Genomic DNA, 22,842 nt, shown 5'->3' with positions numbered 1-22,842 from the left:
TGTTCAGCCTGCCAGGAGTCGGTCGAGACCGGCGCGCGCGACCCGTTCGAGGTCTTCGCGATACTTCAGGACAGCGCCGAGGGTTGCGGCAGCGGTCGCGGTGTCGAGCACGTCGCGGTCGAGTTCGATCAGCGCCCGTGCCCAGTCGAGGGATTCGGCGACACCCGGGGGTTTGAGCAGATCCGCGTCGCGGAGAGCGTGGACGGCGCGGGCGATCTGTTCAGCGAGTGCCGCATCGATTCCGGGCAGACGCCTGCGCAGGATTCCGATCTCGCGATCGAGGCCGGGGTGTTCGACCCAGTGGTAGAGGCAGCGTCGTTTGAGTGCGTCGTGCACCTCACGGGTGCGGTTGGACGTGAGTACGACGAGGGGCGGAACGCTTGCCCGGATCTCGCCGAGTTCGGGGATCGTCACGGAGTTCTCGTCGAGAATCTGCAGCAGGAAGGCTTCGAACTCGTCGTCGGCGCGGTCGATCTCGTCGACGAGCAGCACGCACGGGGCGTCGGTGAGTGCCTGCAGGAGCGGGCGGGCGAGCAGGAATCGTTCGGTGTAGAGGGAGCGTTCGGCGGTGTCGGCGTCGAAACTTCCATCGCTTGCGGCTTCGATCGTGCGCAGGTGCAGCAGCTGCCGGGGGAAATCCCAGTCGTACAGTGCTTGTGAGGCGTCGATGCCCTCGTGGCACTGCAGCCGGATCAACGGCAGGCCCAGTGCTTCGGCAAGTGCGACGGCCAGCGAGGTCTTTCCCGTGCCGGGTTCTCCTTCGCAGAACAGGGGCCTGCCCATGCGGAGCGCGAGGAACGCCGACATCGCGACACCCTCGTCGGCGAGGTAACCGGTCGATTCGAGGGAATCCGCCAGATCGTCCGGCGAGTGGATCTGTATCGCAGTGCCTGTCATGGTGGTGAGCTTAGAACTACATCTTGCTAGCCGACAGGACTACACGTCGGGACTGCGCCGCGCATCGTGGAGAACAGTGTGTCATTGACTATCGGAATTTGCCAACTTTGGTTCCACTACCCGAAATTCGGTATCGAAAGCTTGCAATTGCAATAGGTTTCGACATGAGTGCAAAGCACAACGCAAAGGCGCGTCCCGTTATCGGAGGTGTGTGGTGGGTGGTCGATCAGTTCTCATCGGGTGCACGGCTGTCTTGATTGGTGTATGGGCCGCAGGTGCGGCAGCTGCAGAGACCAGCGCGGGCTTCAGAGCGCCAAACGGAGAAATGTTGATCGGGGGCGTCGATGTCGAGTCGGAGTCAGTTTTCGAGGGTGACGTTCTGACAGTGAGCACATTCGTTTCAGCTGAGGCGAACGCTACCGGCTGGGCTTCGCAGATCTCGTCAAGTCAGCCTGCGTGCCTGTCGTTGCTCCCCGGATCATCTCGCGTCACAGCGTGGAGTCCTGATGTGGACGCTTACGTAACAACACCGGTCGGTGTGGAGGTCACGAGCGATTCTGGGACCGCTACCTATGCAGTTTCGTTCCCTCCTTCGTTTGCGTACATGAGTTTTTCCGGACCAAAGCGTGCGACCTTTTCTGCTGAATTCCGTGTCGATTGCTCGGTAGGACAATACGCACTGGGCGGTATGGGGTGGGTTGACTCGTTCTATCCCGCAGAATCTCGGAGCATCGGATTCCGGGTCAACCTACTAGTTGAAGAAGCTCCTCCCAGGCCCGAGCCTGAACCGTCACCTGGCTGGCCAGGGATTGATACAGGTTCTGCTCAGGGGGGGTCGTTCGGGTAGCTCCAACTCTGGAGCAATGCGTTCTCAAGACCGACACGGTGTCGAAATGCTTGTACCCATTGGTTCAATTTGGTCGCACCGTGAGGATCTGCGACATCGTGCCGAGCGGTCCAGCGGTGTCGTGCAGGACGCTGCTGGTGAGGCCGATGCCGTCGGCCCCGTACGAGACGGTGGTGTCGAAGCCGACCCAGTCACCCTGAGGCTGCCTGAACAGATGGGCGGTCAGATCGAGGTTGGGGAAGGCAACGGCCTTCGGGTCGGCGCGCACGGTCATGCCGTTGGAGATGTCGAAGAGCCGGACAGCGTGGGCGAGGTCGCTGACCTCCTCGTCGGCGAGCAGCGGAATCGGGGAGCGTACCCAGAACGAGGCGCGTCCAGGCTCTACCTGATCGCGCCGGACTTCAGCGGATTCGATGAACCCGCCCGGCCATACCTGCGAGGCATCCCAGGGTTTCATCTCGTCCGGCGAGGCGATCCGAGGTAGCGATGTGCCTTCGAGTGCGTCGGTGGCACCCGGAGCCATGAGCCACGCCCGCAGTCGCACAGCGGCACGCCCGCCGTGGCTGAGTACGGCCTCGACGAGTTCGATGGTGCGGCCCGGACGCAGCACCGTCACCTCGGCATCCATGTCGCCGATCGGAAGGACCCCGAGGATGTCGTAGGAGAGGCGGCCGATCACCAGGCCGTCGTCGCGCCGTGCGTCGCGGTCGCATTCGACGACGTGCGCGAGCAGCCCGAAGGCGGGTGCGATGTGCTGTTCCGCGGTGTTCCATGCGCCACCCACATGCTCGGTTGCGCGGAAGGAGTGCTCCCCGGTGCGTTCGAAGTAGCTCATGATCGGTTTCCTTGCCTTTCCGGACTGCTCGGTCCTACTTCTCCACCCGAGTGGAGTCGAGTGCTGCGAGTGCCATCCTTCGCAGCACGGTGCGGGTGCTGTGCGGTGAGCGCGGATCGGCGCTGTGGGGGGTGGAGTTGATGAGTCCGAAGGTGGCGTGCGCCATGGTGCGGGCGTCCGATTCGGCAAGGGCCGGATGGATACGGCACAGCACACCCACCCAGATTTCGACGTAGCGGCGCTGCAGCGTGCGGACCTGGCGTCGCCCCTCTTCGGTGAGTGAGTGCAGTTCGCGATCCTGGACGCGGATGAGGTCCTGTTCTCCCAGTGCGAAGTCGAGGTGGAAGTCGACGAGCCCCTCCAGCGCCTTGTGCGGGTCGGAGGTGTTCTCCTCTACCGCGGTGCCGCCGGCGAACAGGCGCCGGCTGATGTCGACGAGGATCTCGACGAGCAGCGCGTCTTTGTTGGGGAAGTGCCGGTAGACGGCGGGCCCACTGATCCCGACGGCCGCACCGAGGTCTTCGAGGCGTACGCCGGTGAAGCCGCGCTCGGCGATCAGGCGCGCTGCGGCGACGAGCAGTTGCCGCCTGCGCTCGGCCTTGGCCTGCGACCGTGGTGTGAGCGCGGCGGACTCCATATCGACAGCCTTGTTCATGGCCGGCACTCCGCTCGTCTGATCAGGAGACATTGGGTATGGACAACTCGGTTAATGGTAACTAACCTAGTTTTTCAGTTAATGGTGATTAGGTCAATCTACCGAGGACGGTACCGGTGACAACCGCTCACGCGATCTCCAAAACCAGCCGTGACCAGCATGAACAGTTGGTCGCAGACCTCCGGGGCAAGCTTGCTGTCGCTTCTCTCGGGGGAAGTGAAAAATCCCGCGAACGCCACGCCGCGCGAGGAAAGCTGCTCCCCCGCGACCGCGTCGACGAGCTTCTCGACACCGGAAGCCCGTTCCTCGAGCTGTCCCCGCTCGCCGCGAACGGCATGTACGACGACGAGTGCCCCGGCGCAGGGGTCATCACCGGCATCGGCCGCGTCGCCGGTCGTGAGTGCGTGATCGTCGCGAACGACGCCACCGTCAAGGGCGGCACCTACTACCCGATCACCGTCAAGAAGCACCTGCGCGCGCAGGAAGTGGCGCTGCAGAACAACCTGCCCTGTATCTATCTCGTCGACTCCGGTGGCGCGTTCCTGCCCAGGCAGGACGAGGTCTTCCCCGACCGCGAGCATTTCGGCCGTATCTTCTACAACCAGGCGACGATGAGCGCGCAGGGGATCCCGCAGATCGCTGCCGTCCTCGGTTCGTGTACCGCGGGCGGCGCCTACGTGCCCGCGATGAGCGACGAGGCCGTGATCGTCCGCAATCAGGGCACCATCTTCCTGGGCGGCCCACCGCTGGTGAAGGCCGCGACCGGCGAGGTCGTCACAGCCGAGGAACTCGGTGGCGGCGACCTGCATTCGAAGGTGTCCGGTGTCACCGACCACCTCGCCGAGGACGACCGCGACGCACTGCGGATCGTGCGCAACATCGTTTCCACGCTCGGACCGCGCACCCCGCGCCCGTGGGACGTCGCACCGACTGCCGAACCCGACGCCGACCCGGCCGAACTCTACGACGTGGTCCCCACCGATTCGCGCACCCCGTACGACGTGCGCGAGGTCATCTCCCGCGTGGTCGACGGCTCCTCGTTCCACGAGTTCAAGGCCGAATACGGCAAGACCCTGGTCACCGGATTCGCGCGCATCCACGGCCACCCCGTCGGCATCATCGCCAACAACGGTGTGCTCTTCGGTGAATCTGCGCTCAAGGGCGCACATTTCATCGAGTTGTGCGACAAGCGCTCCGTCCCGCTGCTGTTCTTGCAGAACATCTCCGGGTTCATGGTCGGCCGCGACTACGAGGCCGCAGGTATCGCCAAGCACGGCGCGAAGATGGTCACCGCCGTCGCATGCGCCCGCGTCCCCAAGCTCACGGTCGTCATCGGCGGATCCTACGGAGCGGGCAACTACTCGATGTGCGGGCGCGCGTATTCGCCTCGCTTCCTGTGGATGTGGCCCAATGCCCGCATCTCGGTGATGGGCGGCGAGCAGGCCGCATCCGTTCTCGCGACCGTGCGCTCCGACCAGCTCGACGCGTCGGGCAAGCCGTGGTCGGCCGACGACGAAGAAGCGTTCAAGGCGCCGATCCGAGCACAGTACGAAGACCAGGGCAATCCCTACTATTCCACCGCTCGGTTGTGGGACGACGGCATCATCGACCCCGCCGACACCAGAAAAGTTCTCGGACTGGCACTCTCGACGTGCGCGAACGCGCCGCTCGAGCCGGTCTCCTACGGCGTCTTCCGGATGTGAGCGAGATGAGTGACACGAAACGCATCGATACAGTACTGGTAGCCAACCGCGGAGAGATCGCCGTCCGCGTCATTCGCACGCTGCGGTCGATGGGCATCCGCTCCGTCGCCGTGTTCAGTGAGGCCGACCGCGACGCCAGGCACGTGCGCGAAGCCGACACCGCTGTACTCCTCGGGCCCGCGGCGGCCCGTGAGAGCTATCTGGTGATCGACAAGGTCATCGCCGCGGCAGTCGAAACCGGTGCGCAGGCCATCCACCCCGGCTACGGATTCTTGTCGGAGAACTCGGCTTTCGCTTCCGCGTGCTCCACGGCAGGTATCGCCTTCCTCGGGCCGTCGGCACACGCGATCGAGACCATGGGCGACAAAATCACCGCGAAGGCCGCGGTCTCGGAGTTCGGAGTCCCTGTCGTCCCGGGTATCTCGCGACCGGGCCTGACCGACGAGGACTTGATCGCCGGCGCCGCCGAAGTCGGCTATCCGGTGCTGGTCAAGCCGTCGGCAGGCGGTGGCGGTAAGGGCATGCGGCTGGTGCACGACCCCGCCGACCTCCCCGACGCCCTGGCTTCAGCGCGGCGCGAGGCCGCATCGTCGTTCGGCGACAACACACTCTTCCTCGAACGATTCGTCCTGCGCCCGCGCCACATCGAGGTGCAGATCCTCGCCGACTCGCACGGCAACGTCGTCCACCTCGGCGAACGCGAATGCAGCCTGCAGCGTCGCCACCAGAAGGTAATCGAGGAAGCGCCGTCGCCGCTGCTCGACGAGGCCACCCGCGCGCGCATCGGTGAAGCAGCCTGCAACACCGCGCGCAGCGTCGACTACACCGGCGCGGGCACCGTGGAGTTCATCGTCTCGGCCGAGAAACCCGACGAGTTCTTCTTCATGGAGATGAACACCCGGCTGCAGGTCGAGCATCCCGTCACCGAGATGGTCACGGGCCTCGACCTCGTCGAATGGCAGGTGCGCATCGCCGCGGGCGAACCCCTCGGTTTCACGCAGGACGACATCACACTCACGGGGCACGCCATCGAAGCCCGTGTCTACGCGGAGGATCCCGGTCGCGGGTTCCTGCCCACCGGCGGCACCGTCGCCGACGTGGTCGAAGCGTCCGGGCCCGGGGTGCGCGTCGACTCCGGTCTGCAGCCGGGCACCGTCGTCGGCAGCGACTACGACCCGATGCTCGCCAAGGTCATCGCACACGCCGACGACCGCGCCGGGGCGCTACGACGCCTCGACCGCGCGCTCGCCGACACGGCGGTGCTCGGTGTGGTCACCAACATCGACTTCGCGCGGTTCCTGCTCGCCGACCCCGAGGTGGTGGCCGGTGCACTCGACACCGGCCTGCTCGACCGCCGTCTCGGCGACTACACGGCGCCGGAGACTTCCGATGCCGCGCTCGTCGCCGCGGCGGTGCTCCGCTGGCTGCAGCACTGGCCCGACGACACCTCCGACCCGTGGGACGTTCCCGACGGATGGCGTATGGGCATGCACCTGCCCACCAGTTACCGGCTCGCGTCCGGTGACCGCACCGCGCACGTGCGACTCACCGGAACCCCGTCTGCAGGCACCGCGAATGTTGAAGACGGCAGCGAATACTCGCTGTCCGCATTTCTCGACGGCTCGGTTCTTGCTGTCGTGCTCAACGGTCGCCGCCACGTGTTCCGGGTCGCGGAGGTCGACGACGCGATCTGGCTCGCCGACGATCGCGGTGCCGTCGCGGTCCGTGAGGTCCGAGAGGCCAGCGTGCGGGGAGACGACGCCCACACCGGCGACGCCGACATCACCAGCCCGATGCCGGGTGCCGTCATCGCCGTCCCTGTCGAGACAGGTGTCGAGGTCACCGCGGGTCAGACGATCGCGATCGTCGAAGCCATGAAGATGGAGCACGCACTGACCGCCCCGATCGACGGTGTTGTCGAGCTGTTCGCTGCCGCAGGCGAACAGGTCAAGGTCGATCAGATTCTCGCACGCATCACACCGCCCGCAGACACGAAGGAAGAGGCATGAGCGAGTCACCGACGTACCTGGCCACCGGCCAGCTCCCCGACGAATACGAACAGCTGAGGAAGTCGGTCGCCGACTTCGCGCGCACCGTCGTCGCACCTGTTGCCGCCAAACACGACGCCGAACACTCGTTCCCGTACGAAGTGGTGCAGGGAATGGCCGACATGGGACTGTTCGGCCTGCCGTTCCCCGAGGAGTACGGCGGAATGGGCGGCGACTATTTCGCCCTCTGTCTCGCCCTCGAGGAACTCGGCAAGGTCGATCAGTCGGTCGCCATCACCCTCGAGGCAGGTGTGTCGCTCGGTGCGATGCCGGTCTACCGCTTCGGAAGCGAGGAGCAGAAGCAGGAGTGGCTGCCGCAGCTCACGAGTGGCCGCAACCTCGCCGCGTTCGGCCTGACCGAGCCCGGCGCAGGTAGCGATGCGGGCGGCACCAAGACCACCGCGAAGCTCGAAGACGGGCACTGGGTGATCAACGGCAACAAGCAGTTCATCACCAACTCGGGCACCGACATCACCTCTCTCGTCACGGTCACCGCCGTTACCGGTGTCGACGCGAACGGGAAGAAGGAGATCTCGACGATCCTCGTACCCGCCGATACTCCTGGATTCACCGCGGAACCCGCCTACAACAAGGTCGGCTGGAACGCCTCCGACACGCACCCGCTGACCTTCGCGGACGTGCGTGTCCCTGAAGCGAATCTTCTCGGGCAACGCGGCCGCGGATACGCGAACTTCCTGCGCATCCTCGACGAGGGACGCATCGCGATCGCAGCGCTGTCGGTCGGCGCTGCACAGGGTTGCGTCGACGAATCGATCAAGTACGCCAAGGAGCGCGAAGCGTTCGGCACCGCGATCGGCAAAAACCAGGCCATCGCATTCAAGATCGCGCGGATGGAAGCGCGGGCTCATACTGCCCGTACCGCTTACTACGATGCCGCGGCAGCCATGCTCGCCGGAAAGCCGTTCAAGAAGCAGGCGTCGATCGCGAAACTCGTTGCCTCCGAGGCGGCTATGGACAACGCGCGAGACGCAACGCAGATCCACGGTGGCTACGGGTTCATGAACGAATACGCTGTCGCGCGGCACTACCGCGACAGCAAGATCCTGGAAATCGGTGAGGGCACCACCGAGGTGCAACTCATGCTCGTCGCACGGGGGCTGGGACTGTGAGCGATAACGAAAAGCGAATTACGCAGCGTGGCCTATGGTTCGAAGAATACGAACTCGGCGCGATCTACGAGCACCGGCCCGGCCGCACCATCACCGAGGCCGACAACACGCTGTTCACGACACAGACGATGAACACGCAGGCCCTGCACCTCGACGCCGCGTACGCGGCAGGGACGAGCTTCGGTGAGCGGCTGGTGAACTCGATGTTCACGCTGTCCACGATGATCGGTCTGTCCGTCGCGCAGCTCACCCAGGGCACGATCGTCGCGAATCTCGGATTCTCCGAAGTGTCGTTCCCGAAGCCGTTGTTCCACGGCGACACCCTCTACGTCGAGACGAAGATCCTCGACAAGCGTGAGTCGAAGAGCCGTCCCGGCGAAGGCATCGTCACGCTCGAACACACCGGTCGAAATCAGCACGGCGACGTCGTCGGCATCGCGGTCCGCAAGACACTCGTACAGAAGAGGCCGACCTCATGACATGGCAATTGCCCGGTCCCGCATGGCTGTTCGTACCTGCTGATCGGCCCGAACGCTACGCCAAGGCCGCAGACCGGTCCGACGTCGTCATCATCGACCTCGAAGACGCGGTGTCGGCCGGCGACAAGCAGGCAGCACGCGACGCGCTCGTCGCGACGCCACTCGATCCGGAACGGACGGTCGTGCGGGTCAACCCGGTGGGCACCGCCGATCATGAGCTCGACCTCGAAGCGCTACGTCGCACGTCCTACACGCGTGTGATGCTCCCGAAATGCGAAAGCGCCGACGAAGTGCGCTCGCTCGCGCTGCTCGAGGTGGTCGCACTGATAGAGTCGCCGCTCGGTGTGCTCGCGGTCGAAGAGATCGCGAAGGCAGACAACACGATCGGCGTCATGTGGGGCGCCGAGGACCTCGTCGCGGGACTCGGGGGCAACTCGAGCCGCCGAGCCGACGGCACCTACCGGGCCGTCGCGCAGCACGCGCGGTCGGTGTCGCTGCTTGCGGCGAAAGGCCATGCGTGCTGGGCACTGGACTCGGTGTACCTCGACATCAAGGACACCGATGGGCTGTACGAGGAAACCCTCGACACCGTCGCAGTCGGGTTCGACATCAAGGTCGCGATCCATCCAGGCCAGATCGAAGTGATCCGCCGTGCGTTCGCTCCGACGCCGGAGGAAGCCGACTGGGCGCGACGGGTCCTCGCCGCGGCCGAGAACGAACGCGGGGTCTTCGATTTCGAGGGCAAGATGGTCGACGGTCCTGTGCTCAAACACGCCGAACGTCTCGTGCAGCGAGCGGCGCAGAGCAATCCCTGACCGGGCGCACAGCGTGGGGAAGCGGGCAACTCGCGGGCGAATCGACGGATGGCCCCGGTGAATGCATCCGGGGCATCGAAGTTCGCGAGGTGCCGCGTTCCCGGTATCAGCTCGAAGCGACCGGCGCGGGTGTGATCCGATCAGGATCCTCGTTGCGGCCTGCGCTGGAGGAGTTGGGTGAGCCGATGGGCGTGATTCAGGAGCGCGCTTCCCAGCTCGGGCCGTCGGTCTTCGCGGAAGCGGCTCTCCACTCCGGTGATGCTCAGCACCCACACCGGGGCTTCTCGCTGATCGAACACGGCGGCACCCATGCCCCAGCTGCCTTCGACGATGAGAGCCGGATTGACGGAGTATCCGGCCAGGCGGGTAGCGGCGACACGTTCCTCGATGTCGCCCCTCGCGTGGTCGGGTCCCCAATCCGCAGCCAGATCGGTTCTCGACAGGTACTCCTCCACATCGCGATCGGGTAGATGCGCCAGGATTGCGAGTCCTGCCGACGCCACCCCCAGCGGAAACCGGATCCCGACGTGCAGCACGTGCGAGCGCAGCGGAAAACTGCCTTCCTCGACGGCCAGGCACACGGTCTCGTCGCCGCGCCGAGCCGACAGAAACGCACTTTCGCCGGTGTCGCGAGCAAGGTCACGCAGGATGTTCCCGGCGAGCCCGGTGATGTCGTACCGAGCGGCCGCGAGCGAGCCGAGAAGGTACAGCTCCGGTCCCAAGGTCCATCTGCCGTTGTCGCGATGCCGGTCTATCAGTCCTTCGTCGGTGAGGGTGGCCAGGATTCGGTGAACGGTGGGCCGGGCCAGTTCGGTCTCGCGCGCGAGGTCGGACGTGGAGACCCCGTCGGGCTCATGCGCGGCGACTGCCCGTAAGAGCACGGCAACTCTGCCGACCATTTGTCCGTGTGCACCCGACGCCATGGTCTTCACGATACGTCCACTGGGTGGACACATGCGATGTGTGTGTTCGTTGAGCGACCAATCGATCGGAACGCCCTGCCTCGCCCTTGAAATGTGAGCACACACCCTATTAATTAGTACTGAAGTATTCAGACGTGTTCATCCAGCGGACGCATCGGCGCTTCCGAGATGCGGCCCACGTGGCGGAGGGGTATTGGACTTGGCATCCAAGGTATTCGAGACACCCGAGGCGGCCGTAGCGGACATCCCTTCGGGTGCCCTGCTCGCAGTCGGCGGCTTCGGTCTGTGCGGCATCCCCGACGAGTTGATCAAGGCGATCGCTGCGGGCGATGCCACCGACTTCGAGGTGTTCTCCAACAACTGCGGTGTCGACGGGCACGGTTTGGGGATCCTGCTCGGTGAGAAGCGGATCCGTCGTATCACCGCGTCGTACGTCGGTGAGAACAAGGAGTTCGCACGTCAGTATCTCTCGGGTGAGCTCGAGGTCGAGCTGACACCGCAGGGCACCCTGGCCGAGAAGCTCCGTGCCGGTGGTGCCGGGATTCCGGCGTTCTTCACCCCGGCCGGTGTCGGCACGCCGATCTCCGAGGGGGGTCTGCCGTGGCGGTATGCCGCCGATGGGTCGGTCGAGATCGCGTCGCCCGCGAAGGAGATCCGGGAGTTCCGCGGGAAGCGGTACGTGCTCGAGGAGTCGATCAACGCCGATTATTCGCTCGTGCACGCCCTGCGCGGTGATACCGAGGGCAATCTCGTGTTCAACAGGGCTGCGATGAACTTCAATCCGCTGGCGGCGATGGCGGGCAAGGTGTGCATCGTGCAGGTCGAGGAGCTCGTGGAGGCGGGTGAGATCGATCCGGGTCAGGTGCATCTGCCGGGGGTGTTCGTCGACCGGATCGTTCATACGGGTGTGCAGGACAAGCAGATCGAGAAGCGCACCGTCAGCGCTGCGAAGGGAGCGTGAGCATGAGCACCAGCGTGGAGACCACCGAGGCCGTGGGCTGGTCGCGTACCGAGATGGCTGCGCGTGCGGCGCAGGAACTGTCGCCGGGTGAGTACGTCAACCTCGGCATCGGCCTGCCGACGTTGATTCCGAATTATCTGCCCGAGGGTGTGCGGGTGACTCTGCATTCGGAGAACGGGATCCTGGGTACCGGGCGGTATCCGACCGAGGACGAGATCGACCCGGATCTGATCAATGCGGGCAAGGAGACCGTGACTGTCAATCCCGGTGCCGCGTTCTTCGATTCGTCGTTGAGCTTCGGCATGATCCGTGGCGGTCACATCGACACTGCCGTGCTCGGTGGGATGGAGGTCTCGGCCACCGGTGATCTGGCGAACTGGATGGTGCCGGGGAAGATGGTCAAGGGCATGGGCGGTGCGATGGATCTGGTCCACGGCGCTCGCAAGGTCATCGTGCTGATGGAGCACACCGACAAGCAAGGTAATCCGAAGCTCGTCGAGAAGTGCTCGCTTCCGCTCACGGGTGAGGGTGTGGTGCAGCGCATCGTCACGAATCTCGCCGTCGTGGACGTCACCGACGACGGTCTGAAGCTCGTCGAGTGCGCGCCGGGCGTGACCGACGAGCAGGTCCGTGCAGCAACAGGAGCGCCCCTGGCTTGATGGCCGGGACTATGCAGCGGTGCCCGGGGCCACAAGGTCCCGGGCACCGCTGTCTCCTATCCGACCCGGTCGGCCGTGCTCTCGACCGCTCGTGCGAGCGCAAGGAACGGTGCTGGTCGCGTTGGTCCTTCGGCCGTGAGTTCCGGATGCCACTGCACCCCCAGCACGCGGCCCGAGGGGTCTTCGAAGGCCTCGATGAGTCCATCCGGGGCGTGAGCGCTGGCGATCAGTCCGGAACCGAGTGTCGCGATTCCTTGGTGGTGGCCGGATGCGACGACGGGATCACCGTGGCCGAACTCCTGGAAGAGTCGGGTGCCTTCCGCGACCCGCACGTTGTGCCAGGAAAGTCGTGCCGTGATCACCGACGTGGCGAGGGCGGCCGAGTCGTAGTGCTCGACGCCTGTCGGTTCGAGATGTTCGACCAGAGTCCCTCCGTGGAGGACGTTGAGGATCTGGAACCCTCGACAGATGCCGAGTACTGGGAGCCCCGACATCACTGCGTACGACGCGAAGGCGAAGTCCAACTCGTCCTGTTCAGGGTTCACATCGTAGAGATGTGGCACGTGCCTGCCGCCGTATCGGTCGGGATCGATGTCCCCTCCTCCTGGCAGGACCACTGCCGCGAAGCCCGTCGATTCGTCAGGGCATCGATCCAGGACCACCGGTTCCAGGCCCACTTCCCGCATCACTGTCAGCACCTCGTCGAAGAGGAATTCGGCGAGGGCGACCCGAGCGTCAGTACTGGATCGAACGGTCGAACGTCTGGGTACTGCTACAAGAATGGTCATGGATGCACTCCGATCACGATTAGTGAAGTATGAACGCTAGATGATAGAGTTCATGAGTGACAACTCGGGAGTGGGATCGTCTGTGTACGCCGGTGACGGCCAGTGGAGCGAGCGAAGCCGTGGTGAGGCAACTGGGCGACTTGATGGGATCGGGGATTCTGCGAGCCGGCGACCGCCTCCCCCCCGAAACCGAACTGGCGACACTGTTTCGCGTCGCCCCCATGACCGTACGAAGCGGACTGAAGGTGCTGCGGGATCACGGGCTCCTGACGACCCGCAGGGGCCGGTACGCAGGCACATTCGTCGCCGAAGATGTCGTCGAACGAATCATCGGGAACCGGGACGGCTTCCCCACGCTCGAGGAGTTCACCGACTTCACCGTGTGGCGGGAGGCGATAACGGGCGAAGCATGTGCCCGTGCGGCGACACAGATCACGCAGACGCAGATGCGAGAACTGACCGAACTGGTGGCGGCAACCCAGAACGAACGAGTGGGCACTCCAGAGTTCCGCTTTTGCGACAGCCGCGTGTATCTGTTCATCGCCGAGGTGTCCGGCTCGCGCAGGATCCTCGACGAGGAAGGCCGAATCCAGGCGGATCTGACGCGGACGCTCTTGGGCTTGAATCGATTCCGAGCGCGAGTCGAATTCGTCGAACGTGCCCACGACCCATTGCTCGCCAGCATCCTCGCCGGTGACGCCGACGGGGCACGAGCGGCATTCTCACGGCACGCGCGTGCAACCCTGGACCTTCTGACGGGGTTGGGCTATCTCATGCCGGGGGAAGGCGCAGACTGATGTGCGGGCGCTCCACGACGCGGCCCGACCGGCGGACAGCTATCGGATCCGGCGCCATCGGAACCGACGCCGTGGGCTATCGGGCTTGATCGCCGGTGTCGCCGCCAAGGCTTCCTCGGCTTGTGCGCGGCGTCGCTTCCTCTCGGCCCTCCAGGCGTCGAGGACCTCGTCGACGTCGACCTTGTGCAGTGGAACGGGGAGGCGTTCCGGGGAGAGCAGGCACGCGGCGACACGGCGGTTCAGATCGGCGACGACCTGTCGCACGTCCTTTTCCGTCGGTATCGTCCGCACCGATTCGGGTAGTCGCTCGATCTCCTTGCGCAACTGCAGCTCCGGCGGCAACAGTGCTTCTCCCGATAGACCTTCACGCTCGAGATAGGACTTGAGCCACCACATTTCGTCGCTGCCGTGGTCCGGGATGGGTTTGCCGGCGCCGGGAAGGTTGTCGAAGTCGCCGCGTTCCTGCGCGACGCGGATCTGTCGTTCGATCCACGTCTCGAAACTCACGTCCGGACGCTTGCGTTCGGTCATGTATTCCAGGGTGCCATCCCCAACAGTCCGACGCGAGGCAACCTCAGCTCATCGCTGCCTTTGCTTCGTTGCTGAGTTCGACGAGTTGTACGTAGTTGCCGTCGGGATCGATCGCGGTCGCGAACAGGCTACCGTCGCGATCCTCGAGCGGCGAATGCCACTTCGTGCCGAGTTCGTCGAGTCGAGCAACGATGTCGCGCGCACCGGTGACCTCGAGGTTGATGATCAGACGTCCGGGCTCGGGATTGAGTGCGCCGATATCGGCGCGACGGTCGAGCATGACGTAGAAGCCGTCGAAATCCAGGACGTCGTATGCGGGTTCGCCTGGTGTGCGCTCGGCCTTCACCGAGAATGCGGTCACGTACCAGTCGCGCAGGCGCTCGGGGTCGGTGCTCGACAGGAGCATGCTGCCGAGAGAGGGTGCGGTCATCGGGTCTCCTTACGGACAGGGCAAGGCGGGTGCCGTGCCATCCACCAGGTACCGACCGTCGGATCGGACGAAACTCATCGCAGACACACGTGAGGGCGACCCCGTCGGGATCGCCCTCACGTGTTGTTCGTGCGCTACGCCGTCATTCCTCCGGCGTCACGTGCTTGGCCAGATAGAGCGGCTCACCGAGCTGCTCCAGCAGGTCGAGCTGGGTTTCCAGATAGTCGATGTGTTCTTCTTCGTCGGCGAGGATCGCCTCGAAGATGTTCGCCGACGTGATGTCGCTGACCGAACGCATGTACTCGGATCCCTTGCGGAGCCGATCACGTGCCTCGACCTCGACGACCAGATCCGATTCGAGCATCTCTTTCACGGTCTGGCCCAGTCGCAGCGACCCGAGCCGCTGATAGTTGGGGAGTCCGTCGAGATACAGGATCCGGTCGGTGAGCTTTTCGGCGTGCCGCATCTCGTCGAACGATTCGGCGCGCGTGTGCGAGGCGAGTTTCGTCCATCCGCGATCTTCCTGCATCTTCGAGTGAAGAAAATACTGGTTGATCGCTGTGAGCTCGGCAGTGAGCTGCTCGTTGAGTAGTTCGATTACCTTCTTGTCGCCCTTCATGGCACCTCCCGGGTGAACCATCGGGTTTCACCGCCGGGTAGGGGCTGGCTACACGGCGGTCTCGAGTTCGATGGTCTCACTCTGAGCGCGGGCGTGCCGGATGATCGCCGAGATGTTGCGGACGCAGTTGCCGCAATCGGTGCCTGCTCGGCAGGCTGCACTCACCTCGCGGGTGCAGCGCGCACCGGCTGCGACCTCGGCTTCGATGTGATGATGCGTGAGTGCGTGGCAACTGCAGACGATCATGAGCCACCATTCCTGTAACCGGATGCTTACTTAGGTTGCCCAAACCTTACATCTAGTTAGGCTACCCTAGTGTGTGATCGTAGTCACAAAACTGGAACGGCTGATCCGTGATAGACCCAGGATCGACCCAGGGCGTGTTACCCCTGTTGCTGCTGCATCTGCTGTGACACCACCTGGTTGATTCGTTGCAATCCACTCGACGACAATCCGGGAAGGTGCCCCTCGATGGTGCGCACGATCGACGAATCGTGGATGACCTTCTCGCTCGACTGGATCAGCACCGTGCCCGCGCCGGTGAAATCGAACTGACGCTCCTCCCCCGACTGCACCCCGAATCGCCGTGCACCGGCCGCCAGGTGACTCGTGATCCACGATTCGTCGTAGTGGTGGCTGGGCGAGGGGCAGTCGGCCCAGCCGACCAGCGCCTCCGGATCCACGCGTAGCGGCGGCTCGGCGAACATCACCGGCCCGTTCGACGACGCCAGGAACTTGCCAGTGCCGATCAGAGTGAGGAACCCGGGCACGATCGACTGGTTCAACGACAACCCCGGCTCGAATGCGAGCAGGTTTGCCTGCCGGATCGTGAGGTTGCCGTTGTCGAGATCGTACGAATTGATGTCGTATCCGCGGTCGCCGAGGATCAGCTTCCCGTGGCCGTTCGCCACGACGTAGTCGCCGAGATACATCGGCGCCGAGAACTGCCGCGCCACCATCTGCAGGATCTGCCCGCTCAGATCGTGCGTGAGCGCGTTGAACTGCACTTGCCCGTAGTACGCGATCATCGCCCCCTTCGACAGGAACCAGGGTGACTGCAGGTCGATGCTGAACGCGTAATTGTTACCGGGAACGTTGTCGCTGCCCACCAGGTGCGACGGATTCAGAATGGTGCTCACAACTTCTCCTCCGATGCCTGCACGTAGACGATGCCCTGGCCGGTGCATTCGAGTTGCATCGACTCGCCCCCGGTCCGGCCGACGTTGCGCCAGCTCGTCGAGGATTTCAATTCGGTGCGCACCGGACCGTAGGAGGCGACGAATGCCTGCGGGTCGACGACCACAGGCGCCGGCCCACCCACCTGCAACTCGAGGACCCCACCGTGGGCGAGCAGCACTGCCGCACCGTAACCGGACAACTGGGTGGTGAACATGCCCTGGCCGGTGACGACGCCGGTCGCGGCGCCACGCAACGCTCCCATCAGCCCTCCGCCACCTCCTCCGGACGGGGATGCGTTCGCCGAGACCACTGTGCTCTGCAGACCGGCGGTATGAGCGAGCAACCGCGATGCCTCCACTCGGAGTTCCCCTCCGGCCGCCATGTCGACGATGTGCGTCTCGAGGCCCTTGAAGCCGTAGTGCACGGTGCCCTTGCCCTGGGCGATCATCGTCGCCTCGTGCTCGCCCTGCATCATCCGGCCGGCCATCCCGGCAAGGCCGCCGAGTCCGGGGCCTCCGCCGACCCCGCCCGGAGCGCCGTGCGGAGCGAACTGCACGTCGCCGGTATAGAAGAGCATCGCGCCGCGCCGCGCGATGATGGGACCCGACTGCATGAGGTCGACCCGCACGACCTTGCTGTTGATCTTCGTGAACGCCATGGTCTGTCCCCTACCGTTCCGCCGGCTGAATGGACACGACGCCGTTGCCGTCCCACCTGAGGGAGAAGGCTTCGCCGCTGCCCTGGCCGATCGCCGACCGCCACGACACATCGGTCACGAAGGATTGCGTCAGCATTCCTTTCGCGCACACGAATGCATCGGGGTCGACGACGAGCGGGTATTGCGGCGACACCTCGAGATGGATGAGCGGGCCACCCGACGAGAGCAGTGCCACCTGACCGGATCCCGACACCGTGGTCGTGAACAGGCCCTGCCCGCTCATTCCACCGCGCACCCCGGCGAACGTGACGTTGGTGCTGAGGTTCCCGTTCAGTGCAAGCAGCTGTTCGGACTCGACCTGCAACGTCTCGTTGTTCAGCTCGAGCACCGTGGTGTTCTGCGCTTGGTGCGCGAGGTACACCACGCCGGTGCCCGTGCACTCCATGAGCGACAGGCCTTCGCCGGCCGCGCGCTGGCGCAGACCCGCGAGCACGCCGTCGCCGCCGCCGAACCCCGCGGATTTGAAGGTGATCTGCCCTTCGTACGCCACCATCGAGCCCGACAGAGCGCGGATCGTGGAGTTGTTCAGTTGGGCTTCGATCACTCGTTTCGATTTCTCGAGCAGTCGCATGGCGCGAAGAGTATCGGCTGGCGATGTCCGTGTCGTATCGGGTCCTCCACCGGTCGGTGGCGAGCCGGCTCACAGCGGCAGGGGGCGATTCTCCACGACACGTTTCATGACGAGCGTCGAACTGAGGCGTTGGACGCCGGGCAACGCGGAGAGCTGTTCGTCGTAGAGCGCCTGGTAGGCCGACAGGTCGCGGGTGAGGACTCGCAGGAGATAGTCCGGGTCGCCGAACAAGCGTTGCGCCTGAATCACGTTGGGGATCGTGGCTACGGCCGTCTCGAATGCGTCGAGGGTGCCGCGTTCCACGGTGTGCATCGTGACGAACACGAGGGATTCGAAGGTGAGGCCGAGGGCATTCGCGTCGAGCTGTGCGTGGTAGCCGCTGATCGCTCCGTCGCGTTCCAACGCGCGCAGGCGCCGGTGGCAGGGCGAGATGCTCAACCGCACGCGGTCGGCGAGCTCGGTGATGGTGAGGCGGCCATCTTTCTGCAGCTCGGCAAGAATCTTCCGGTCGATTGCATCCATGGAGAAGATTCTCCCCCGTAAGGCGCGTTTCGAGGCTGTATTTGCAAACAGCTTCTGGCTCGAACTTCCTAGTCTTTGCGGTGGGAATTCTCGCGTCGAACGCAAAGGAAATGATCATGGCTGCCGGTGTCGTCGCTGGGTTCTGGGTGGTGTCCATACTGTTCGTGTTGACGCCGGGCGCGGACTGGGCCTATGCCATCACCGCGGGACTGCGGTACCGGAGTGTGGTGCCCGCGGTCAGCGGCATGCTGCTCGGGCACCTCGCGATGACCGCGATCGTCGCGGCAGGCGTTGCAGCGGTGCTCGCGCAATCGCCGGTCCTGCTCACGGTGCTCTCGACCATCGGTGCCGCATACCTGATCTGGCTCGGGGTGGGAATGTTCACGAGTCCGTCGGCCCCGGCGGAAGGCGGACCCGGCAGCGCGGACTCGTGGGCGCGGCAGACGGTCAAGGGCGTGGGTGTCAGCGGACTCAACCCGAAGGTGTTCTTGTTGCTCCTGGCGCTGCTCCCCCAGTTCACCGATCCGGCAGGCCCGTGGCCGCTCGCCGCGCAGATCGCGATGCTCGGTGTGGTGCATGTGATCACATGCGCTGTGGTGTATCTCGGTGTCGGTGCCGGAGCGAGACGGGTACTGCGCGCCCGCCCGTCGCTGGCGAGTGTCGTGAGCCGAGTGTCGGGCGTTGTGATGATCGTGCTCGGAGCGGTGCTGGTGCTCGACCAGGCATTCCTCCAGCACCGGTAAGAAATCGCGGACCATCTCCCCTGTGAGGGAACATGATCCGCGATTTCTGTGTGGCCGGCTCGCGGCCCGATCAGGTCAGAGGCCGAGATCCTTCGCGATGATCGTCTTCATGACCTCACTCGTGCCGCCGTAGATGCGGGTGACGCGAGTGTCGGCGTACAGGCGCGCGATCGGGTACTCGGTGATGTAGCCGTATCCGCCGTGCAGCTGCAGGCACTTGTCGATGATCCGACCGGCGGTCTCTGTCGCGAAGAGCTTCGCGCGAGCGGCATCCGGGACGGTGAGTTCGTCACGATCGTTGAGCTCGATGGCGTTGTCGACCATGATCTGCAATGCCTGGAGCTCCGCAGAGCACTCCGCGAGCACGAACTTCGAATTCTGGAACGACGCCACCGGCTTACCGAAAACCTTACGGTCCTTGGTGTAGGCGATTGCGTGCGCGATCGCGGCCGACGCGGTGGCTGCCGCGCCGAACGCAATTGTCAGGCGCTCCTGCGCGAGGTTCTGGGTGAGGTACGAGAAGGCCTTACCTTCTTCACCGAGCAGATCCGTGACCGGAACCTTGACATCGTCGAACGACAACTCTGCGGTATCGGACGTCTTGAGGCCGATCTTCTTCAGCTTGCGGCCGACAGAGTAGCCCTCGCTCGAGGCATCCACCACCAGGATCGAGAGGCCGCCGCGACGGTCTTCCGGGTTGTACGGGGTCGTACGGGCGACGACGAGCACGCGGTCGGCGAGTGCGCCGCCGGTGATGAACGTCTTCGATCCGTTGAGGACGTAATGGCTGCCGTCTTCCGAAAGCTTTGCGCTGGTTGCAATGTTCGCGAGGTCGGAGCCGGTACCCGGCTCGGTCATCGCGATCGCGAACATCAGCTCGCCCGAAGCGAATCCGGGAAGCCAGCGTTGCTTCTGCTCGTCGGTCGCATTCTGCATGATGTACGGCAGGATCAAGTTCGAGTGCACCGACGACGAACCGAACGACGCCCCCGCCGCCGACGCCTCTTCCGCGAGGATCACATTGAACTTCAGCGACTTCTCGCCGCCTCCGCCGTACTCCTCGGGTACCTGGATGCCGAGGAAGCCGAGTTCGCCCATGCGGCGGTAGAAGTCACGCGGGGGGTGTCCGTCTTCTTCCCACTGTTCGTAGACCGGGACGACTTCCTTCGCGATGAACGTGCGAACCGTATCGCGGAATGCTTCGTGATCCTCGTTGAACACCGTACGCTGCACGGATTTTCCTTCCGGGTTATGTGTGACAGGGCAGCTGGATTACAGCGCGTACTCGCGGAGGATGCCCTTGCTGATGATCGTCTTCTGGATCTCGCTGGTGCCCTCGCCGATGAGCAGGAACGGAGCCTCACGCATGAGCCTCTCGATCTCGTACTCCTTCGAATAGCCGTAGCCACCGTGGATGCGGAAGCTCGCCTGCGTCACCTCGGAGCAGTACTCACTCGTCAGGTACTTCGCCATACCTGCTGCGACGTCGTTCCGCTCACCCGAATCCTTCAGGCGCGCAGCGTTGACCATCATCAGGTGCGCGGCCTCGACCTTGGTGGCCATCTCGGCGAGCGAGAATCCGATCGCCTGGTGCTGTGCGATCGGCTTACCGAACGTGGTGCGCTGCTGCGCATAGCGCGCCGCGAGCTCGAATGCGCGGATCGCGACACCACACGCGCGAGCGGACACGTTCACACGACCGACCTCGACGCCGTCCATCATCTGGAAGAAGCCGCGCCCCGGCTCGCCACCGAGGATCGTGTCGGCGGAGGCCTTGTAGTTGTCGAAGACGAGCTCGGTGGTGTCGATGCCCTTGTAACCCATTTTGTCGATCTTGCCGGGGATCGTCAGACCCGGTGCCACCTCGCCGAACCCGGCGGGCTTCTCGACGAGGAACGCCGTGAGATTCTTGTGGGCTTTGTCGGAGCCCTCGTCGGTCTTGACGAGCGCGGCGACGAGAGTGGAGCTGCCGCCGTTGGTCAGCCACATCTTCTGGCCGTTGATGACGTAGTTGCCGTCGGCGTCGCGCTTGGCCTTGGTGCGGATCGCCGCGACGTCCGAGCCGAGTTCGGGCTCGGACATCGAGAAGGCACCGCGCACCTCGCCGGTCGCCATGCGCGGCAGGAAGTGCTGCTTCTGGGCTTCGGTGCCGTGCTGGCGGATCATGTACGCGACGATGAAGTGCGTGTTGATGACGCCGGAGACACTCATCCAGCCGCGCGCGAGTTCCTCGACGCACAGCGCATAGGTCAGCAGTGACTCGCCGAGTCCGCCGTACTCCTCGGGGATCATCAGGCCGAACAGGCCCATCTCGCGCATCTGATCGACGATCGCCTGCGGATAGGTGTCGGAATGCTCGAGCTCCTGCGCGTTCGGGATGATCTCGCGGTCGACGAACCGTCGAACGTTGTCGAGGATCTCCGACTGGAATTCGGTCAGTCCGAGGGTCTGGGCGAGGCGGGTCATGCGAGGTCCTTCTGCTTGGTGTGGACGGCGCCTGCAGCGGCGAGGGCATCGACTTCGTCGTCGGTCAGCCCGAGGTGCTCGACGAGGACGGTGGCGGTGTCGTCACCGTTGGCAGGGGCGGGACGGACGGCCGGATGCACGCCGTCGAACGACATGGGAGTGCTGGCCGCGGAGTAGGTGCCGATGCGCGGCTGGTCGAGTTGCTGGAACATCGGGTTGTTCGTGATCAGCGGGTCGGCGGCGAGTTCGGCGAAGGTGCGGTAGCGCTCGTGCAGGATCGAGGTGCCGTCGAGTGCGGCTTCGACCTCTCCGGCCGTCCGCGCGGCGAACCACGGTGCAAACAGGCCGTTGAGGACCGCGCGGTGCTTGTAGCGTTCGCCTTCGTCGCGGAAGTCGGTGCCCAGTGCAGCTTCGACGGCGGTGACGGCGGCGGTCGTGCCGGTCAGTTCGGTGAGGTCGCGGAAATGCCGCGGGGTCAGTGCGACGGTCATGAACCGGGCGCCGTCGCTGGTGGCGAAGTCGCACCCGTAGGTGCCGTAGACGGCGTTGCCGACCCGGCCGCGGTTGGTCAGGCCGAGCTGGGCCTCGGCGATGTAGCCGAGGTTGCCGACCGTGGCGAACGCGACGTCTTCGAGGGGAAGAACGATCTTGGTTCCGGCGCCGGTGATCTCACGGCGGTACACGGCCGAGGCGACGGACAGTGCGGCGTAGAGGCCGCACGAGACGTCCCATGCGGGCAGTACGTGATTGACCGGCCCGTCGAGGTTCTCGGGTCCGGTGACCTGGGGGAATCCGGCTGCGGCGTTGACGGTGTAGTCGACGGCGCCGGTGCCGTCGGCGCGCCCGAGGACCTGTACGTGGATCAGGTCGGGGCGGATGGCGGCGAGCTCGTCGTAATCGAGCCAATCGCGTCCGGCCGCATTGGTGACGAGAATGCCGGCGTCGATGATCAGATCTCTGATCAGCTTGTGTGCCTGCGGGTTTCGGAAGTCAGCGGCAAACGAGCGTTTGCCCTTGTTCAGGTTCGCCCAGTAGATCGACTCGCCGTCCGCAGTGAGGGGCCAGCGCTTGTAGTCGGCGGCTCCGCCGATCGGGTCGACACGGATCACGTCGGCACCGAGAGCGGCGAGCGTCATTCCGCACAGGGGCGCCGCCACGAAGCTCGACACTTCGACCACACGGACTCCCGCGAGGGGGGCGGTGGACGAGGGCAACTCGTCTGTGGAAGCGGTGGAATTCATGGCGTCCTGTCCTCGTCCGTCGCGTGTTCCGGGCACACGCGACCCGAATCGGTTCCTAGCCAGCATGCAACAGCTTTCGGGGGCGGACCAGCACCGGATCGGCTATTGCTCGGTTAGCGCAGACCAATATCCCGACCACTTGTGATGGGTCATAGGTTCTGGTGATCGATTGGTTCGCGTAAGGCTCTTTGTGTTCGGTGAGCTCGGTCACGTTCAATGAATTCAACGCCAGGCGTGACGGTCCACGCCGAGTGCGAGTCAGAGTGCGGCCCGCGTCGTTATCCT

At 64.6% G+C, this 22,842-nt stretch carries 25 protein-coding genes; 9 read left to right on the top strand and 16 right to left on the bottom strand.

Annotated features, from left to right (window positions below):
- Positions 1-3: 3 nt before the first annotated feature.
- The 3 genes from ACTDXD_RS10210 to ACTDXD_RS10200 form a co-directional block, all read right to left on the bottom strand.
- A complete protein-coding gene (locus ACTDXD_RS10210; protein ID WP_440126922.1) occupies positions 4-897 on the bottom strand; it encodes an AAA family ATPase in 894 nt (297 codons plus the stop codon).
- Between the two features lie 911 nt (positions 898-1,808).
- Positions 1,809-2,579 carry a thioesterase family protein gene (locus tag ACTDXD_RS10205; RefSeq protein WP_440126921.1) on the bottom strand — a complete coding sequence of 257 codons (771 nt, stop codon included), beginning with the start codon at positions 2,577-2,579 and terminating at the stop codon, positions 1,809-1,811.
- Between the two features lie 34 nt (positions 2,580-2,613).
- On the bottom strand, positions 2,614-3,234 hold the full coding sequence (locus tag ACTDXD_RS10200) for an SACE_7040 family transcriptional regulator (protein WP_440126920.1): 621 nt from the start codon (positions 3,232-3,234) through the stop codon (positions 2,614-2,616).
- Positions 3,235-3,368: 134 nt separating this feature from the next.
- Between ACTDXD_RS10200 and ACTDXD_RS10195 the strand changes: the two genes are divergently transcribed.
- The 5 genes from ACTDXD_RS10195 to ACTDXD_RS10175 are packed head-to-tail and all read left to right on the top strand — an operon-like array spanning position 3,369 to position 9,409.
- Positions 3,369-4,937: a carboxyl transferase domain-containing protein gene (locus ACTDXD_RS10195; protein ID WP_440127604.1), complete on the top strand. Its 1,569-nt coding sequence runs from the start codon at positions 3,369-3,371 to the stop codon at positions 4,935-4,937.
- Between the two features lie 5 nt (positions 4,938-4,942).
- On the top strand, positions 4,943-6,946 hold the full coding sequence (locus ACTDXD_RS10190) for an acetyl/propionyl/methylcrotonyl-CoA carboxylase subunit alpha (RefSeq protein ID WP_440126919.1): 2,004 nt from the start codon (positions 4,943-4,945) through the stop codon (positions 6,944-6,946).
- Positions 6,943-8,115, top strand: coding sequence for an acyl-CoA dehydrogenase family protein (locus tag ACTDXD_RS10185; RefSeq protein ID WP_440126918.1), 1,173 nt, complete (start codon positions 6,943-6,945; stop codon positions 8,113-8,115). The genes ACTDXD_RS10190 and ACTDXD_RS10185 overlap by 4 nt, the downstream gene beginning before the upstream one ends.
- Positions 8,112-8,594 carry a MaoC family dehydratase gene (locus tag ACTDXD_RS10180; protein ID WP_440126917.1) on the top strand — a complete coding sequence of 161 codons (483 nt, stop codon included), beginning with the start codon at positions 8,112-8,114 and terminating at the stop codon, positions 8,592-8,594. Before ACTDXD_RS10185 ends, ACTDXD_RS10180 begins: the two co-directional genes overlap by 4 nt.
- A complete protein-coding gene (locus ACTDXD_RS10175) occupies positions 8,591-9,409 on the top strand; it encodes an HpcH/HpaI aldolase/citrate lyase family protein (RefSeq protein WP_440126916.1) in 819 nt (272 codons plus the stop codon). The genes ACTDXD_RS10180 and ACTDXD_RS10175 overlap by 4 nt, the downstream gene beginning before the upstream one ends.
- Before the next feature lie 140 nt (positions 9,410-9,549).
- On the opposite strand, the gene ACTDXD_RS10170 is transcribed toward ACTDXD_RS10175, so the two are convergent.
- Positions 9,550-10,332, bottom strand: a complete 783-nt coding sequence (locus tag ACTDXD_RS10170) for an IclR family transcriptional regulator (RefSeq protein ID WP_440126915.1) — start codon at positions 10,330-10,332, stop codon at positions 9,550-9,552.
- Between the two features lie 199 nt (positions 10,333-10,531).
- On the opposite strand from ACTDXD_RS10170, the gene ACTDXD_RS10165 reads away from it, so the two are divergent.
- Complete coding sequence (locus ACTDXD_RS10165) at positions 10,532-11,293, top strand: CoA transferase subunit A (RefSeq protein ID WP_440127603.1); 762 nt, start codon at positions 10,532-10,534, stop codon at positions 11,291-11,293.
- Between the two features lie 2 nt (positions 11,294-11,295).
- Entirely contained in the window at positions 11,296-11,952 is a 657-nt protein-coding gene (locus ACTDXD_RS10160; RefSeq protein ID WP_440126914.1) for a CoA transferase subunit B, read from the top strand.
- A gap of 56 nt (positions 11,953-12,008) precedes the next feature.
- Here ACTDXD_RS10160 and ACTDXD_RS10155 read toward each other — a convergent pair whose 3' ends face one another.
- Entirely contained in the window at positions 12,009-12,740 is a 732-nt protein-coding gene (locus tag ACTDXD_RS10155) for a gamma-glutamyl-gamma-aminobutyrate hydrolase family protein (protein WP_440126913.1), read from the bottom strand.
- 56 nt (positions 12,741-12,796) lie between these two features.
- Here ACTDXD_RS10155 and ACTDXD_RS10150 point away from each other — a divergent pair, with 56 nt between their 5' ends.
- Positions 12,797-13,537 carry a FadR/GntR family transcriptional regulator gene (locus ACTDXD_RS10150; RefSeq protein WP_440126912.1) on the top strand — a complete coding sequence of 247 codons (741 nt, stop codon included), beginning with the start codon at positions 12,797-12,799 and terminating at the stop codon, positions 13,535-13,537.
- A gap of 39 nt (positions 13,538-13,576) precedes the next feature.
- Here ACTDXD_RS10150 and ACTDXD_RS10145 read toward each other — a convergent pair whose 3' ends face one another.
- The 8 genes from ACTDXD_RS10145 to ACTDXD_RS10110 form a co-directional block, all read right to left on the bottom strand.
- Positions 13,577-14,068, bottom strand: a complete 492-nt coding sequence (locus ACTDXD_RS10145) for a DUF1992 domain-containing protein (RefSeq protein ID WP_440126911.1) — start codon at positions 14,066-14,068, stop codon at positions 13,577-13,579.
- A 43-nt stretch (positions 14,069-14,111) separates the two neighbouring features.
- Positions 14,112-14,498 (bottom strand): VOC family protein, encoded by a 387-nt coding sequence (locus ACTDXD_RS10140; RefSeq protein WP_440126910.1) that lies wholly within the window; start codon positions 14,496-14,498, stop codon positions 14,112-14,114.
- 142 nt (positions 14,499-14,640) lie between these two features.
- Positions 14,641-15,117, bottom strand: a complete 477-nt coding sequence (gene bfr / locus ACTDXD_RS10135) for a bacterioferritin (RefSeq protein ID WP_169689376.1) — start codon at positions 15,115-15,117, stop codon at positions 14,641-14,643.
- A gap of 48 nt (positions 15,118-15,165) precedes the next feature.
- Positions 15,166-15,363, bottom strand: coding sequence for a (2Fe-2S)-binding protein (locus ACTDXD_RS10130; protein WP_440126909.1), 198 nt, complete (start codon positions 15,361-15,363; stop codon positions 15,166-15,168).
- Positions 15,364-15,500: 137 nt separating this feature from the next.
- A complete protein-coding gene (locus tag ACTDXD_RS10125; RefSeq protein WP_440126908.1) occupies positions 15,501-16,256 on the bottom strand; it encodes an AIM24 family protein in 756 nt (251 codons plus the stop codon).
- Positions 16,253-16,954, bottom strand: coding sequence for an AIM24 family protein (locus ACTDXD_RS10120; protein WP_440126907.1), 702 nt, complete (start codon positions 16,952-16,954; stop codon positions 16,253-16,255). The genes ACTDXD_RS10125 and ACTDXD_RS10120 overlap by 4 nt, the downstream gene beginning before the upstream one ends.
- Before the next feature lie 10 nt (positions 16,955-16,964).
- Positions 16,965-17,585, bottom strand: coding sequence for an AIM24 family protein (locus tag ACTDXD_RS10115; RefSeq protein ID WP_440126906.1), 621 nt, complete (start codon positions 17,583-17,585; stop codon positions 16,965-16,967).
- Positions 17,586-17,654: 69 nt separating this feature from the next.
- Positions 17,655-18,107, bottom strand: a complete 453-nt coding sequence (locus ACTDXD_RS10110) for an Lrp/AsnC family transcriptional regulator (RefSeq protein ID WP_440126905.1) — start codon at positions 18,105-18,107, stop codon at positions 17,655-17,657.
- A gap of 116 nt (positions 18,108-18,223) precedes the next feature.
- On the opposite strand from ACTDXD_RS10110, the gene ACTDXD_RS10105 reads away from it, so the two are divergent.
- Entirely contained in the window at positions 18,224-18,850 is a 627-nt protein-coding gene (locus ACTDXD_RS10105) for a LysE family translocator (RefSeq protein WP_440126904.1), read from the top strand.
- Positions 18,851-18,925: 75 nt separating this feature from the next.
- Here the strand turns inward: ACTDXD_RS10105 and ACTDXD_RS10100 are convergent, their stop codons facing one another.
- The 3 genes from ACTDXD_RS10100 to ACTDXD_RS10090 are packed head-to-tail and all read right to left on the bottom strand — an operon-like array spanning position 18,926 to position 22,557.
- Entirely contained in the window at positions 18,926-20,083 is a 1,158-nt protein-coding gene (locus ACTDXD_RS10100; RefSeq protein ID WP_440126903.1) for an acyl-CoA dehydrogenase family protein, read from the bottom strand.
- A gap of 39 nt (positions 20,084-20,122) precedes the next feature.
- Positions 20,123-21,316, bottom strand: a complete 1,194-nt coding sequence (locus tag ACTDXD_RS10095; protein WP_440126902.1) for an acyl-CoA dehydrogenase family protein — start codon at positions 21,314-21,316, stop codon at positions 20,123-20,125.
- Positions 21,313-22,557: a CoA transferase gene (locus tag ACTDXD_RS10090; RefSeq protein WP_440126901.1), complete on the bottom strand. Its 1,245-nt coding sequence runs from the start codon at positions 22,555-22,557 to the stop codon at positions 21,313-21,315. The genes ACTDXD_RS10095 and ACTDXD_RS10090 overlap by 4 nt, the downstream gene beginning before the upstream one ends.
- Between the last annotated feature and the right edge of the window lie 285 nt (positions 22,558-22,842).

This window comes from Rhodococcus sp. SJ-3 (assembly GCF_051918125.1).
Lineage (GTDB): Bacteria > Actinomycetota > Actinomycetes > Mycobacteriales > Mycobacteriaceae > Rhodococcus.
This window is presented reverse-complemented; position numbering and strand designations above follow the sequence as displayed.